General features: G+C 48.0%; 14 protein-coding genes. 3 read left to right on the plus strand and 11 right to left on the minus strand.

The genetic code is table 11. The features are described from left to right. Nucleotides 1–55: 55 nt before the first annotated feature. From OCU49_RS06060 to aroQ, 10 genes are all read right to left on the minus strand, one after another. Entirely contained in the window at nt 56–1,483 is a 1,428-nt protein-coding gene (locus OCU49_RS06060; RefSeq protein WP_261844085.1) for a tetratricopeptide repeat protein, read from the minus strand. 218 nt (nt 1,484–1,701) lie between these two features. Then, complete coding sequence (gene purD, locus OCU49_RS06065; RefSeq protein WP_261844086.1) at nt 1,702–2,985, minus strand: phosphoribosylamine--glycine ligase; 1,284 nt, start codon at nt 2,983–2,985, stop codon at nt 1,702–1,704. A 59-nt stretch (nt 2,986–3,044) separates the two neighbouring features. Beyond that, nucleotides 3,045–4,628 (minus strand): bifunctional phosphoribosylaminoimidazolecarboxamide formyltransferase/IMP cyclohydrolase, encoded by a 1,584-nt coding sequence (gene purH / locus OCU49_RS06070; RefSeq protein ID WP_261844087.1) that lies wholly within the window; start codon nt 4,626–4,628, stop codon nt 3,045–3,047. 39 nt (nt 4,629–4,667) lie between these two features. Beyond that, the gene (gene fis, locus OCU49_RS06075; RefSeq protein WP_261844088.1) at nt 4,668–4,952 is read right to left on the minus strand and encodes a DNA-binding transcriptional regulator Fis; all 285 of its coding nucleotides are present in this window, start codon (nt 4,950–4,952) and stop codon (nt 4,668–4,670) included. A 29-nt stretch (nt 4,953–4,981) separates the two neighbouring features. After that, the gene (dusB, locus tag OCU49_RS06080) at nt 4,982–5,968 is read right to left on the minus strand and encodes a tRNA dihydrouridine synthase DusB (protein ID WP_261844089.1); all 987 of its coding nucleotides are present in this window, start codon (nt 5,966–5,968) and stop codon (nt 4,982–4,984) included. A 167-nt stretch (nt 5,969–6,135) separates the two neighbouring features. Continuing rightward, entirely contained in the window at nt 6,136–7,626 is a 1,491-nt protein-coding gene (locus OCU49_RS06085; RefSeq protein ID WP_261844090.1) for a DUF3426 domain-containing protein, read from the minus strand. 3 nt (nt 7,627–7,629) lie between these two features. Next, nucleotides 7,630–8,523 (minus strand): 50S ribosomal protein L11 methyltransferase, encoded by an 894-nt coding sequence (gene prmA / locus OCU49_RS06090; protein ID WP_261844091.1) that lies wholly within the window; start codon nt 8,521–8,523, stop codon nt 7,630–7,632. Between the two features lie 186 nt (nt 8,524–8,709). Further along, on the minus strand, nt 8,710–10,053 hold the full coding sequence (gene accC / locus OCU49_RS06095; RefSeq protein ID WP_261844092.1) for an acetyl-CoA carboxylase biotin carboxylase subunit: 1,344 nt from the start codon (nt 10,051–10,053) through the stop codon (nt 8,710–8,712). A 23-nt stretch (nt 10,054–10,076) separates the two neighbouring features. Continuing rightward, on the minus strand, nt 10,077–10,526 hold the full coding sequence (accB, locus tag OCU49_RS06100; protein WP_261844093.1) for an acetyl-CoA carboxylase biotin carboxyl carrier protein: 450 nt from the start codon (nt 10,524–10,526) through the stop codon (nt 10,077–10,079). 35 nt (nt 10,527–10,561) lie between these two features. Next, on the minus strand, nt 10,562–11,005 hold the full coding sequence (gene aroQ, locus OCU49_RS06105) for a type II 3-dehydroquinate dehydratase (protein ID WP_261844094.1): 444 nt from the start codon (nt 11,003–11,005) through the stop codon (nt 10,562–10,564). A 391-nt stretch (nt 11,006–11,396) separates the two neighbouring features. On the opposite strand from aroQ, the gene OCU49_RS06110 reads away from it, so the two are divergent. From OCU49_RS06110 to OCU49_RS06120, 3 genes are all read left to right on the plus strand, one after another. Then, nucleotides 11,397–12,428 (plus strand): DUF2333 family protein, encoded by a 1,032-nt coding sequence (locus tag OCU49_RS06110; RefSeq protein ID WP_261844095.1) that lies wholly within the window; start codon nt 11,397–11,399, stop codon nt 12,426–12,428. A 333-nt stretch (nt 12,429–12,761) separates the two neighbouring features. Beyond that, entirely contained in the window at nt 12,762–13,388 is a 627-nt protein-coding gene (upp, locus tag OCU49_RS06115; protein ID WP_261844096.1) for a uracil phosphoribosyltransferase, read from the plus strand. A 192-nt stretch (nt 13,389–13,580) separates the two neighbouring features. Beyond that, nucleotides 13,581–14,885 (plus strand): uracil-xanthine permease family protein, encoded by a 1,305-nt coding sequence (locus OCU49_RS06120; protein WP_261844097.1) that lies wholly within the window; start codon nt 13,581–13,583, stop codon nt 14,883–14,885. Nucleotides 14,886–15,053: 168 nt separating this feature from the next. Here the strand turns inward: OCU49_RS06120 and msrA are convergent, their stop codons facing one another. After that, complete coding sequence (gene msrA, locus OCU49_RS06125) at nt 15,054–15,524, minus strand: peptide-methionine (S)-S-oxide reductase MsrA (RefSeq protein WP_261844098.1); 471 nt, start codon at nt 15,522–15,524, stop codon at nt 15,054–15,056. Nucleotides 15,525–15,776 lie beyond the last annotated feature (252 nt).

The following is a 15,776-nucleotide window of genomic DNA, read 5'->3' on the forward strand; positions in this document are numbered from 1 at the left end:
TTTTGTCTTTGTTTTTGGGAAGGAGTGAAGCCTGGTGGAATAAAGCGAGACAGTCTTAGAGGGTTTTCTCTGCACTGATTTTCCAGCTGCGGTTTTCGCGGGAGAAAATCAGCGATTTATAGATGTTATCCTGGAAGCTGTTGGAGGTGTAATCCTGCAGGAATACAACCCGTACACGTCCGTCCGGAAGAGCGCTCATCGTAATATCGGATACACCTACACGAATAAAGGTTGGCTTGCTTAAACGAATCTGGCGGGTGCTGCGCCATTTGCTATTGCTTGTTTTACTGTTAGGTCTGTAGCCACGGGTATAATGGTTTAGGTAATCCTGTATATTCTGATCAGACCATGCGCTTGCCCAGCCGTTCAGTGCCTGGTTAAGCTCTCGTTCCATCGCAGGACCGAGCTCGGTGTCACCGCGTGCCACGCTTTTTGTCAGTGCTGCAGTTGTTACAGTTGTCGCAGGTTCCGGGAGCGGGTTTTTCGGTGCTTCCAGTATTTCTGGCTGTGCTGCAGCACTTACAGTTGCTTCCGGAGTTTCGATAACCGGACGCGGAGCCGCATCTTCAGGATGGCGCTCTTCAATTTCAAGAGGTTTATCTGTTGATAGCTGGGTTGGTTTATTTGGCGCTTTCTGCACGGATGCTACTGCCGGGGTTACCGATGCGAGTAGCGTTGGATCAACATTATTATTTGGAGAGAATATTTGTCCACCTATTGGGCGGGCGAGATAAACCTGATCCAATGTTGCCAGTTGTGGCGGGGTCACGCTTTGCTTACTGTCCAGATCCAATGCGCGGTTATATGCCTGATTTGCAAGGTTAGCATATATTGATTTCAGGTTCTGTTGCACCTGTGCATAACTTGGGTGGGTGTTAAATGCCTGCAGTAATGTGCTAACTGCTTTGTCATTATTACCACGTAGTGCATAGATAGTTGCCAGGTTGTTATAGGCTTCAGGTGCGTCTGGGTAGATGCCGATTAGCTTGTTGAATACATCTTCGGCGGCCTGGAGTTTATTACGTTTGATAAGAGCTGTGCCATACAGCAACCATGCATTGGCATCTTTTGGATTATTGTTCAGATAATCGTTAATTTGATTAAATGCCTGGGTGTTATTTCCTGCATTCTGTAGATCAAGTACACGTTGCAATTCACTGGCGAGTAATTGTGAGTTGTACTCGATTTTGGTTTGCAATTCGGTGCTTTGGCTGGCGGCGGAGATTGCTGAATTTGCATTCGCATTTTTGCCGTCAGATTCATTATCCAGCCAGCGCTGAAGCTGATCCAGTTTGGCATTTATATCGGCGCTGTTAGTGTTGTTCTGTTCGCTGGCTTTAGAACAGTCGAAATCATTCTTGGCTCCGGCATTCATACAGAAGGTATCTGATTCCTGGGCCGCAAAGGCTGAGGATGCGCAAGTCATGCCAAGAGAAATTGCGAGTGTCAGTGGTTTCAGAAAAGTGCCAGACTTCGTTGCCATAAGATATGATCCGAAAATTGCCGCAACAGCGAAATAGCTGCTGTCATTAATGTCCATGTACCCGGGTAAAAAATGGGTCAGACGATTATAGCTTGATTCCGCACAGGGGTAAGCCCTGTGAGTCATCTCATTGTTAAAAATGTCACTTAAAACGGCTGTTTATAAAAAAACGGCGCAGATCCCGAAAGATGTGCGCCGCTTTTAAAGATCTGCAGGAGTTATGTATTTTCCCGGGCGATTGCCCGGTATGCGATATCATCGCGGTAATACACGCCTTTCCAGTTGATCATTGTTGTCAGTTTGTAAGCCAGTTGTTGTGCTTCAGTAACGTTATCGCCCAGTGCTGCTGCGCAGAGTACACGACCGCCACTGGTGACGATGTCGCCATCTTTCTCGCTGGTGCCAGCATGGAATACCTTGCTGTCAGCAGGTGCCTGTTCCGGCAGGCTGATAACATCGCCCTTCGGATAGTTGCCAGGGTAGCCGTCTGCTGCCAGTACGACACCTACTGCGCAACGGGGATCCCATTCAGCGGTGGTGCTGTCCAGTTTGCCATCCAGAGCTGCGTTAGCCAGTTCAACAATGCTTGATTTCAGACGCATCATGATTGGCTGGGTTTCAGGGTCTCCGAAACGGCAGTTGTATTCAATTACTTTTGGTGTGCCGTCAGCGGCGATCATCAGACCTGCATACAGGAAGCCAACATAGGTATTGCCTTCTTCTGCCATACCGTTAACTGTTGGGGTAATAACCTCAGCCATGATGCGGTTGTGGATATCCGGAGTTACAACCGGGGCCGGGGAGTAAGCGCCCATGCCACCCGTGTTAGGGCCCGTGTCACCATTTGCTGCGCGCTTATGGTCCTGGCTGGTTGCCATTGGCAGTACATTTTTACCGTCGACCATGACGATAAAGCTGGCTTCTTCGCCTTCCAGAAACTCTTCGATAACCACGCGGTGGCCAGCTTCACCAAAGGCGTTGCCTGCCAGCATATCGCGTACTGCTGCTTCTGCTTCTTCCAGCGTCATAGCAACAATTACACCTTTGCCCGCTGCCAGACCATCGGCTTTAATTACGATCGGAGCACCTTGCTCACGAACATAAGTTAGTGCAGGTTCAATTTCAGTGAAGTTTTGATAGTAGCCAGTTGGAATTTTGTGGCGTTCCAGGAAGTCCTTGGTAAAAGCCTTAGATCCTTCCAGTTGTGCGGCGCCTTTGCTCGGGCCAAAGCAGCGCAGACCTTCGCTTTCAAAGCGGTCTACAATGCCTTCTACCAGTGGCGCTTCCGGGCCTACAATGGTCAGAGCAATCTGGTTGTTCTGGGCAAATGCTACCAGGGCATCCTGATCCATAACATCAATAGCAACATTTTCCACTTTGGCTTCTAGTGTGCAGCCGGCATTGCCTGGTGCAACAAATACTTTGCTGACGTTGTCATCCTGAGCGGCTTGCCATGCAAGGGCGTGTTCCCGTCCACCGGAACCAATGACTAAGATTTGCATAATTTTCTCTGCCTATAAAAACGGTTCAGCCGGCAAAAGCCGGCTGAATGTACAACTGATTAGTGACGGAAGTGACGCATGCCGGTGAAGACCATGGCGATGCCATGTTCATCTGCTGCGGCAATAATTTCCTGATCCCGCATTGAGCCACCTGGCTGAATGACTGCAGAAATACCTGCAGCTGCAGCGGAGTCGATACCATCGCGGAATGGGAAGAAAGCATCGGAAGCCATAACTGAACCTGGTACGACAAGGCCTTCATCGGCGGCTTTAATACCGGCAATTTTGGCGCTGTATACACGGCTCATCTGACCTGCACCTATGCCGATAGTCTGGCCGTCTTTAGCGTAGACAATGGCATTAGATTTAACGAACTTAGCGACTTCCCAGCAAAACAGCAGGTCACGCATTTCCTGTTCACCAGGCTGTTTCTTGGTAACAACCTGCAGATCGCTTGCGCTGACCATGCCCAGGTCCTGATCCTGAACCAAAAGACCACCATTGACGCGCTTATAGTCAAAGCGCTGGGTACGTTCAGCATTCCATTCACCGCATGCCAGTAAACGCACATTTGGCTTACCTGCAACAATATCAGATGCTTCCTGAGTAACCGTTGGTGCAATGATTACTTCAACAAACTGACGGTCAATAATTGCTTGAGCGGTAGTTGCATCTAACTCGCGGTTGAAAGCAATAATGCCGCCAAATGCAGATGTAGGATCTGTCTGATAAGCCTTGTTGTAGGCTTCTAACAGATCAGCGCCAATAGCAACACCACATGGATTAGCGTGTTTAACAATGACGCAGGCAGGCTCAGCGAAAGGCTTAACACATTCCAGAGCAGCATCCGTATCGGCAACGTTGTTGAATGACAGTGCCTTACCCTGTAACTGACGAGCGGTGGCTACACTGGCTTCAGTTGGATTTGATTCAACATAAAATGCTGCACGCTGATGTGGGTTTTCGCCGTAACGCATTTCCTGGGCTTTAACAAACTGGGTGTTGAATGTGCGCGGGAAGGTTGCTGGCTCTGCTTCGGTACCGTCGGTGATCGCACCCAGGTAGTTAGCGATCATGCCGTCATAGGCAGCGGTGTGTTCAAAAGCCTGAACTGCCAGATCGAAACGGGTTGCATGGCTCAGCCCTTGGTTTTCATCCAGTTCAGTAATGATGCGGTTGTAGTTGTCTGCACAGACAACGATAGCAACATCTTTATGGTTTTTGGCAGCAGAGCGAACCATCGTAGGGCCGCCGATATCGATATTTTCAATTGCCAGTGGCAGGTCGCAATCCGGACGGGCGATGGTTTGCTCAAACGGATACAGGTTAACAACAACCATATCGATAGGGTTGATGCCGTGCTCATTCATAATGCCATCATCGGTACCACGACGGCCGAGAATACCACCATGTACTTTCGGGTGCAGAGTTTTAACCCGGCCATCCATCATCTCAGGGAATCCGGTGTAATCAGATACTTCAACCGCAGGAACCTGGTTGTCTTGCAGTAGCTTGTATGTGCCGCCGGTAGAAAGGATTTCAACGCCGCGCTGATTCAAAGCCTGGGCGAATTCAACGATACCGGTTTTGTCTGAAACGCTGATCAGCGCTCGACGAACCGGGGTATTTTTTTGCTCTGCCATGGTTGTTTATCTTCGATGATTAAGGTTAGACGGAAGGGATTACAGGAGACCGTATTGTTTCAGCTTCTTACGCAGGGTACCACGGTTAAGGCCGAGTACTTCTGATGCTTTGGTCTGGTTATCCTTGGTGTAGGTCATCACTGCTTCAAACAGTGGTGCTTCGATTTCCGACAGAACCATCTGATAGACATCTGTTACCGGTTGACCATCCAGTTGATGGAAGTAATCCGATAAAGATGTTTCAACACTGTCACGCAAGGTGCGGTGTGAACTTTCAGTTGGTAGTTCTGGGGTAAACGGCTGGGTATGTATATTGTTTTCCACGGTATATCGGTATCCAAATCTGCAACAGGTCAGGCCGCCGCACTTGCATTAGCAAGTTCAGCAAAATAGGCCTTGATCGCATCACGCTGCTGCGAACATGTTTCTAGTGAGTTAAAAGCTTTACGGAAGTCAGCACCACCAGGTTTATCTTTGAGGTACCAGCCCACGTGTTTACGGGCTATACGAATACCTAAGTATTCATCATAGAAATTGTAAAGCGCATTCAGGTGCTCTAATAAGGTGTTTCTGACTTCTGTCCCTTTAGGTGGGGATAATTCTTTTCCAGTAGCAAGGTAGTGATTTATCTCCCGGAAAATCCACGGATTTCCCTGTGCGGCCCGGCCTACCATGACTGCATCTGCACCGGTAAAGTTAAGCACTTCACTGGCTTGCTGCGGTGTCGTAATATCGCCATTGGCAAATAAAGGGATATCAATAGTCTGACGAATTGCTGCAATGGTGTCGTACTCGACGCCACCTTTATAGCCACAGCTTCGGGTACGGCCATGAACAGCCAGCGCCTGAATACCTGCATCTTCTGCAATGCGTGCAACGGTTACACCGTTACGGTTATCCGGAGACCATCCGGTGCGGATTTTAAGCGTCACCGGCACATCTACAGCAGCTACTGTAGTTTCGAGAATGTCACGTACCAGGTCTTCATCTTTTAGCAATGCTGAACCAGCGGCTTTGTTACAGACTTTCTTGGCTGGGCAGCCCATATTAATGTCGATAATATGCGCACCATTGGCGACATTAAGCCGGGCAGCATCAGCCATCATCTGAGGATCACCGCCGGCGATCTGGACGACACGTAAAGGATCATTGCTATCGGATTGCAGACGCAGGCTGGATTTTCGGGTGTTCCAAAGCCGGGTATCAGAAGTAACCATTTCGGAAGCCGCCATCCCCGCCCCTAACTGCTTACACAGTTGTCTGAACGGTAGGTCAGTGACGCCTGCCATTGGTGCCAGAATAACCTGACTGTCAATGGTATGGTTTCCGATTTGAAACATCTGCCAATCCTGAGCCTGAAAGAAATAGCACAACCCTGACTGCGTGCAGTCACAGGTTTCATGCTGTCTGGAAGGCGGACAATAATACCTTTATGTGGCAAGCGGGCCAAGCAGTTTTTGATGCTTTTTTAACCATTATTGGTGTTGCAAAGCAGCAAGAAATAGGCTTATAGCTGTGAATTTGTCAGGCTTGAGGGGTGTAAGTTGACTTCATAACCAACTGCGGCTCGACCAGGGTCGAGGATATCAAAGTGGACTTGGATGCTGTTCTCAAGGGGCATACTCACGGGGCTAAATACTGTTGTGTTCAGGTACTCCGCCGGCTGAAAGGTTCGGCGCTTTACGATTTCGCCACTACGATCAGAAAAAGCCAGTTCAATTGCTGGAAACGGCTGCTCAAATACTGCTTTGTTTTGAAGAAGCATGCTGATTTTTAGCACGCCCTGATAATCTTTGTGCTCTTGCACAATTAATTGCTCGGTTTGAATATTGGCAACACTTTGCGGTACAGATAATTGGCACTTAATCTGTTCGCACACGGGTTTGTAAAGTTTTGCCAGTGCTGGCTGTTGTATCAGGGTGTTACGTTCAAACCACATGTATTGCAGAAGCAGGGTACTTAAGGCCAGTAAAGTTATAAAACTGAAAGTAATAGTTTGGCTGGGGTATCGGGTTGTTGCCCGAATCATTACTGGTTCTGTTTGCTGAGGTATAAAGTTAGTGTCTTTATCTTCAGTATCCGGATGCAGTGCGAGAATGCTGCTGTGGGGCAGGTTATCCGGCGAAGGAGCTACTTCATCATGGCTGGCTGTTTCAGTTGCAGTCAGTGGATTGCCGGCATTGCGCAATAGTTCCTGTAACTTCTTTTCGGCAGGGTTCAGATAACCATGATCGTTAGTCTGAACCTGATAACTGGTTTGATGCTGATGCAAGGCCAGGCGAATTTTCTCATTTTGCCCATCGTTATTAATCTGATGTGCTTCATCGATGGCTGTCGCTAATGTTTGTTGCTGATTTTTTGGCTTGGCTGGCTGGACAGTTTTTGTGGCAGGTGATGTAGCTGTTGTTGATTGCTTTGCCTGTGTCTCTGGCTGCCTGGTTATTGCAGATTTGGCGTGCCGAATATGTAAGCTTACTGGCTGCTCAAGTGTCTGGTTTTGTATTTCTTCAACAGATTGTTGCGCAGGTAGCGTGTATGTATCTGAGCTTATTTGAGATATCGGTTTTCTGGCGACAGTTCGTTTAGTTATTGTTTCTTGTGTTGCTGTATCTGTAAACAAAGCCTGTACGGGCTTATCGAGATCGATAGCTGGTGTCTGTTTTGTTTGTGGCTGTTCCGTAACTGCTGGTGTTTTAGCTGGAATAAATGCTTTGGGAATTGCCGGGCGTTTGGGCTGTATCGTTTGCGATAAGTTCTGAGCAGTATCTGTACTGAGCTTTGTTGCAGGCCTTTCTTGAGGAGCTGAGTGTTGAGGAACTGTTTGTTGGAGAGCTGTGTGTTGCGGTTTAGGTTCAGGTATTTTGCATAATTGAGCATTGAATACCTCAAGGCAGGTACCGCAACGTACCTTGCCATGAGCTATTTTTAATTGTCCACTGGTTACCTGAAAGCGAGCTTTGCAGGCTGGGCATTCTGTAATCAGGCGTTCTTGCTTCACGGTTTATCGCTTGATACCGGTAATGCGGATCCAGCCTTCGCGTTCGCAAACAGGATCCAATTCAAAATCATTGTCATAGGCTTCACGGATTTCTTCTTCCTGATGGCTCAACAGGCCAGAGAGAACCAGCTGTCCACCGCTTAGGGTATGTTTACTGAGTGTCGGTGCCAGTTCAACCAGGGGGCCGGCAAGGATATTTGCAACAAGTACATCTGCCTGATGTTCCGGAGTTTGTTCTGGCAGGTAAACTTGCATGCGATCTTCGGGAAGACCGTTGCGGTTTAGGTTGTCTTTGCTGGCGGTAAGTGCCTGTACGTCGATATCTACAGCGGTTACTTTATCAGCACCAAGCAAAAGCGTGGCAATTCCCAGGATGCCTGAACCGCAACCGTAATCGGTTACTTTTTTATCAGTCAGTTCAAGGCCGTCAAGGAATTCCAGACATAAGGCTGTGGTTGGGTGTGTACCTGTACCAAATGCAAGGCCCGGGTCGAGCATAAGGTTGACGGCATCAGGGTTCGGAGTATCTTTCCAACTAGGACAAACCCAGAGGCGTTTACCAAATTGCATTGGCTGGTAGTTATCCATCCATTCCCGTTCCCAGTCTTTATCTTCCAGGATTTCTGTTTTGCAATTAGGGAAGGGGATTCCAGTGAACTGGTCTTCGTGAGCCTGTCGAAGAAAGCTCAGTGTGGCTTCGAGATCATGATCGGCGGAAAACAGTCCTGTTAATACCGTGTTGCTCCATAACGGAGTTGTGCCTAAGTCCGGTTCGAAGATAGGCTGGTCTGCCTGGTCAGTAAAAGTAACTGCAGCACAGCCGGCTGCCAGTAAAAGGTCTTCGTAAGGTTCGGCGTTGTCCGGGGAAACATCCAGTTTGATCTGCAGCCATGGCATGACGGGTCTTCCTGTATTCGGGTAAGCAGTATTGGCTAGCTAAACTATAGTATTTAATCGTTAAAGCTTTGTTACCTTAGATGTGAGGCGGTGATTAAACCGTCGTACGGCTGGAGTGGCCGGGTGGTAACAGGTTAATGCATAAAGCAGCAGACAGCGGTGAGCCGCTGTCTGCGTATGCCGGGATCAGTCTAGACCCAGTTTCTTTTCCAGATAATGGATATTTACTCCGCCTTCGGCGAAGTTCGTATCCTTAACGATATCCTGGTGCAGAGGAATGTTGCACTTGATACCGTCGATGAGCATTTCATCCAGAGCGATTTCCATGCGACGCAGAGCCACTTCACGGGAGTCACCGTAAGTGATCAGCTTAGCAATCAGAGAATCGTAGTGTGGTGGTACGCTGTAACCGCTGTACAGATGAGAATCAACTCGCACGCCAATGCCACCTGGGGCATGGAAGTGGGTGATCTTACCTGGACTTGGCATGAAGGTTACCGGGTCTTCAGCATTGATTCGGCATTCAATTGAATGACCGTTCAGTTTGATATCTTCCTGCTTAATTGTCAGCGGCAGGCCAGAGGCAATGCGCAGCTGTTCTTTAACGATATCAACACCGGTAACCATTTCAGATACTGGGTGCTCTACCTGGACGCGAGTGTTCATTTCAATGAAATAGAAGCAGCCATTCTCATACAAGAACTCGAAGGTGCCTGCGCCACGGTAGTTAATTTCAAGACAGGCATCAACACAGCTTTGCAGTACCTGGGCACGGGATTCCGGATCCAGATGTGGTGCTGGTGCTTCTTCAACCACTTTCTGATGACGGCGTTGCAAAGAGCAGTCACGGTCATACAGATGGATAGCATTGCCCTGACCATCAGACAGAACCTGAACTTCAACGTGACGTGGGTTTTCCAGGAATTTTTCCATGTAAACCGTGTCGTCACCAAAAGCGCCTTTGGCTTCTGCTTTAGTTACGTAGATAGCGTTTAGCAGGTGTGCTTCGTTGTGTACAACGCGCATACCGCGACCACCGCCACCGGCAGCTGCTTTGATGATAACCGGATAGCCGATACGGCGACCGATAGCTAACACTTCTTCGCTGTCTTCAGGCAGTTCACCGTCTGAACCAGGTACTGTTGGTACACCAGCTTTTTGCATTGCTGCAATTGCAGATACTTTGTCGCCCATCAGGCGAATGGTCTCAGCTTTAGGGCCAATAAATGCAAAACCGCTTTGCTCAGCGCGTTCAGCAAAATCAGCATTTTCTGCCAGGAAACCGTAACCCGGGTGGATACCCGTGGAATCAGTTACTTCAGCAGCGGCAATAATTGCCGGAATATTCAGATAGCTTTGCGGTGACGGTGCAGGGCCGATACAAACGGCTTCGTCCGCCAGGCGAACGTGCATCAGGTCACGGTCTGCTGTGGAATGAATGGCAACAGTTTTGATGCCTAGTTCCTTACAGGCCCGCAGGATACGCAAAGCGATCTCGCCACGGTTGGCAATGACTACTTTTTCTAACATCTTGTTAAGATCCTGTGGCTGATTTATACGATGTTCACCAGCGGCTGATCGAACTCCACTGGCTGGCCGTCTTCAACAAGAATGGCTTCAACAACACCCGCTTTGTCTGCTTCAATCTGATTCATCATCTTCATTGCTTCAACGATACAGATCGGGTCGCCAACTTTAACAGTAGAGCCGACTTCGATGAATGCCGGAGAGGTTGGAGATGGAGAACGGTAGAAAGTACCAACCATTGGTGACTTAAGTGCATTGTTGTTGGCTGGCGCAGCAACCGGTGCCGCAGCAACTGGTGCAGGAGCCGGAGCGGCAGCAACAGGTGCGACAGCCATTGGGGCAGCGGCAACTGGGGCTGCTACCAGGTTAGAACCGCGGCTGATGCGTACGGATTCTTCACCTTCTTTGATTTCAATCTCGTTGATGTTTGATTCTTCCAGCAACTCGATCAGTTTTTTTACTTTGCGAATGTCCATGCTAATGCAGTGCTCTATTTAGTAAATTCAGATAATTAAGGTTTTTCCAGCCGACTAATCGCCGACTGTAGTGCTAATTCGTATCCCAGGGTGCCCAGACCGCAGATTACGCCAACAGCTACATCAGATAGATATGAGTGGCTGCGAAAAGTTTCTCTGGCGTGTACATTCGAAATATGAATTTCGATAAAAGGAATAGCGACGCCCAGCAACGCATCACGTAATGCCACACTGGTGTGGGTGAAAGCTGCCGGGTTTATAATGATGAAGTCAGTCTGTTCGTCACGTGCCTGGTGAATCCGGTCAATAAGTACGTGTTCAGCATTGCTTTGCAGGCATTCCAGCTGATGACCTTCCTGCATGGCAAGCGATTGTAAGCGTACATTGATGTCCTGCAGTGTCGTGGTACCGTATACCTCTGGTTCCCGGGTGCCGAGAAGGTTAAGGTTAGGGCCGTTCAGAACAAGGATTTTAGCCATTAAATTGCCTTAAGTGACGCGTCATTCAGACTTCAAAAAGCGTTTAGGGATGGGGCTCTGGACCCCTTAAGACTGGCTAGTGTGCCGGAAAAAAAAGAGACTGTAAACAGTTCAGATGTTTATTGTGTTTTCTCTGCGAGTTTGCAGAAGTTGTCAGTGCTTTCTGTACATTATTTGACTAATTGAACTGTAAAAGATACTGATTAAGGTGCGGTTTGGGTGGTTTAGGTTAAGCCTGTTAGTCAGGTTTCTGACCGGTTTGGAAATCTGCATTTATATGTGAATTTAAACGCATGTTGTGTAATTTTGTTAAATTTCTGGGAACATTGACCTGCTGTCGATTATCAGAGATATTGCGCGCGATAACGCGACTTATTAAGAGAGGTTCAGGATGGAATGGTTGCAACGGACGTGGTTGCGTCTGTGGGATAGATTAACCGCAATTACATTGGGTATAAAAGGTGTTGGAATTGCCGTTGCTGCTCTGGTGTTGTATTTGGTGGTCGCGACAGGGGTAGGGGTATACTGGAGTATTGAGCCTTCGGGTTTTGAAGTGCGTGCTGAGCTGGCTGAGGATGGTAAAACACCGGTCGTTGGAACAGCAACGCTGAATGCTTTGATAGGCGTGACGGAAGTGTTACTCGATAAACCAGGTGGTTATTTATATAACGACCGTATGCCACCGGGCCTGTGGCTGGATAACATTCCAAATTGGGAGTTTGGTGTGTTGGTGCAGGCGCGGGATATGGCGCGTGCGCTGCGTAAAGACTTTAGTAGGTCTCAGTCACAATCTACAGAGGACGTTGATTTAATACAGGCGGAGCCATTACTTCACTTTGACAATAATAGTTGGCTGTTGCCGGCTACTGAATCTGAGTACCGTAAAGGTGTGAAAGCTTTGCTGGCTTACGAAGTGCGTCTGGCGCGTAATGATGATGCTGCGCAGTTTTATGCCCGTGCTGATAATTTACGTGACTGGCTGGCAGATGTTTCTACCCGGCTTGGCAGTTTGTCACAGCGGTTAAGTGCGAGTGTAGGGCAGAAAAGAGTGAACACTGATTTAGCTGGCGATAATGCTGCGCGTCAGTCAACGGTTGCTGCAACTGAGCTGGAGATTAAAACGCCCTGGCTGGAAATAGATGATGTGTTTTATGAGGCACGTGGCACGGCATGGGCGCTTATTCATTTGTTGAAAGCTGTTGAACAGGACTTCGCGCCTGCACTGGAAAAGAAAAATGCGTTGATTAGTCTGCGTCAGATTATTCGGGAGTTGGAGTCAACACAGTCCACTATCTGGAGTCCGATGATTTTGAATGGTACTGAGTTTGGTTTTCTGTCTAATCATTCTTTGGTAATGGCTTCGTATATTTCCCGGGCGAATGCGGCAATTATTGATTTGCGTGAGTTGTTGTCTCAGGGGTAATTAGCTTCCTGGTATTAAGTTTGTTCTGTGTCACTGCTGTATGTCGCAGAATCGACTATCCTTAAAGCCGACTATTAATAGTCGGCTTTTTAGTTTGTTATCAATGGATAAGTATTCATCTGAATTTCTGACTCTTTGGTAAGAAATTAAGACTTTTCTGGCATTTGTCAGTATCATCCCGGCTAAATAATGTTACTTGTCTGCTGAACGTTAGGCTTGCGAGCTCGCCTGACTTTGAGTACTGCTACGTCTGCTTGTTTTTAGCTGCAAATACTCGTGATGCGTCAGAGGCGGTAACGTCTTTTAATTTTCAAGATTTCTGGTGAGAACAACATGCGTGTTAATGAAATAAACCATCCGCTGGTAAAACACAAATTGGGCCTGATGCGGGCAGCAAGCGTTAGCACCCGCAGCTTTCGGCAGCTGGCTGCGGAAGTAGGTTGTTTACTGACCTATGAAGCCACTAAAGATCTGGCAACTGAAACCTATCAGTTGGAAGGTTGGTGCGGTGAAATAACAGCAGAGCGAATTAAAGGTAAGAAAATTACAGTTGTGCCAATCCTGCGTGCAGGTATTGGTATGTTGGATGGTGTGCTTGATTTACTGCCAAGTGCCAAGATTAGCGTAGTTGGTTTGTATCGTGATGAAGAGACATTACAACCTGTCGCGTATTTTGAAAAACTGGCGCATGACATTGATGAGCGGATGTCTCTGATCATTGATCCGATGCTTGCAACAGGCGGTTCGATGAATGCCACTATTGATATGCTGAAGAAAGCTGGCTGTAGCAGTATTCGTGCACTTGTTTTAGTTGCGGCACCTGAGGGTATTAAGGCTGTTCAGGAGGCGCATCCTGATGTAGAGATTTTTACCGCTGCACTGGATAGTCATCTGAATGAGCAGGGCTATATTATCCCTGGTCTCGGGGATGCCGGAGATAAGATTTTTGGTACTAAGTAAGTACCTGACACTCTGAGGTATTTAGGGTAGCTAACAGATTTGATGCAACACGATAAGTTGTTGTGTCTTAGCCCGGGACAGTTCTGCTGATCCCGGGTTTTTATAAGTTCTGCATGCTGGGTGCAGAGGATAATAACTGTGACATGCTGTGCTTGGCAGTAATGTCATCAAAAGATGAATAAGGTCTGAAGAATGAGTGATTCTAATACCGTGAATCTGGTGCCTGAGCCGCTTTGGCGAACAGTGCTGGCCGGGTCGCAGATGTTGTTTGTTGCGTTCGGTGCGCTAGTGCTGATGCCGTTGCTGACGGGTATGGATCCAAGTGTCGCGCTGTTTACAGCAGGCCTTGGTACCTTGATGTTTCAATTTGTTACTAAGCGTCAGGTGCCGGTTTTTCTGGCATCGTCTTTTGTATTCATAGCACCGATCATTTACAGCACTCAGACATGGGGTATGGCAGCGACACTGGGCGCGCTGTTCTGTGCGGGGCTTGTGTACATGCTGCTGGCGCTTATCGTTAAAGTGCGCGGTGCCGGCTTTCTGCATCGCTTACTGCCGCCGGTAGTTGTGGGTCCTGTTATTATGGTGATTGGCCTTGGTTTGGCGCCGATTGCAGTGAATATGGCAATGGGTAAGGCTGGTGATGGCAGTATTGAGTTGTTCCCATATATCGATGCCATGATTGTCTCTATGTCTGCGTTGGTAACTACTTTGCTTGTGGCTACTTTGGGGCGGGGAATTTTCCGGTTGTTGCCAATATTGTCAGGTGTGGTTGTGGGTTACACTGTGGCTCATTTTATGGGGATGGTGAACTACGATATCGTGGCGGCTGCGCCGTTAATTGCTGTTCCAGCGTTTGTCTTGCCTGAGTTTCAGTGGCAGGCAATCCTGTTTATGATTCCTGTAGCAATTGCGCCTGCGATCGAGCACGTTGGTGATGTATTGGCGATTGGTCACGTAACAGGCAAGGATTATATCAAGAAGCCTGGTTTGCACCGTACTTTGTTTGGTGATGGTATTGCGACTTCGGCAGCGGCGCTTTTTGGTGGGCCACCAAACACTACGTATTCAGAAGTAACCGGTGCGGTGATGTTAACGCGCTCATTTAATCCGATGATTATGGTGTGGGCTGCGGTATTTGCTATTGCCCTGGCATTCGTTGCGAAATTCGGGATTTTATTGCAAACCATTCCGGCACCTGTGATGGGTGGTATTTTGATTTTATTGTTCGGCTCGATTGCTGCAGTCGGTATGAATACGCTGATTAAGGCTAAGGTTGATTTGGCGCAGCAGCGTAATCTTGTGATTGTTGCTACAACTCTGGTATTTGGTATTGGTGGTATGGTCGTTGGTAAGGGTGAGTTCAGTATGCAGGGCGTTAGTCTTTGTGGCCTGATCGCTATTCTCCTGAACCTGGTTCTGCCAATGGGGCAGGTAGCAGATGATCTGAGTGAAGAAAAAGCGGTTGTTGATGATTTAGTTGATCATGCTAAATAACTGATCTGTATTACATAGAAGGCGCGCCTGGAAACAGTCGCGCTTTTTTTGTGTAGGTGATTAAGTCGCAGATGTTGCTGGTTTGGATTGTTTGTTTTGGCAGGGGAGGTTAAGAAGTGTTTGTCAGAGAAGGTAGGGCTGCATATAACAGCCCTGTACAGAAAGAGATTAAATGCTGCAGCCGCTCATACCTTTTTTGGCCAGGTATTGTTGATGATATTCTTCGGCACGCCAAAAATGAGGGGCGGGTTCGATCTGTGTGACGATTGGATTGCCAAAAATACCGCTTTTATCGAGAACGGCCAGGCTTTGTTCGGCCATAATACGCTGTGTATCATCGTGGTAGAAAATAGCTGAGCGATACTGGTCGCCAACATCTGGTCCCTGGCGATTCAGTGTTGTTGGGTCATGCATTTGCCAGAATAAATCTAACAGAGCGTCGTAATCAGTAATCTGGTCGTCAAACTCAACTTGTATGACTTCGGCGTGGCCGGTGTCTTTGCGGCAAATATCTTCATAAGTTGGTTTTTCTGTATGCCCGCCCATATAACCGACGGCGGTGCTGGTAACGCCCGAATGTTGACTGAAGCGGGCTTCTACGCCCCAGAAACAACCTGCAGCAAAAGTGGCGGTAGGCATAAAATGGTACTCCTGTAATCTGATCGCAGAGTGGCAATATTTGCCGCTCATATCCTCGTTTCTTCGATTTTATCGTGCCAGTTAGCGGTATACACGATTGTTAATGGTTAATACATAGCTTTTGAGCCAGTGTAAGCCGTAAAGTTCGGCAACAGAGCTGTCTGGCTGTATATGTTTATGTGCAGATAGTATTTTAGCTTGGCTCAGGAAATATGGCTGAGAAAAACCTGAAGAACTAAAAAACCGCTAGCA

The sequence above is a fragment of the Aliamphritea ceti genome, assembly GCF_024347215.1.
Classification (GTDB): domain Bacteria; phylum Pseudomonadota; class Gammaproteobacteria; order Pseudomonadales; family Balneatricaceae; genus Amphritea; species Amphritea ceti.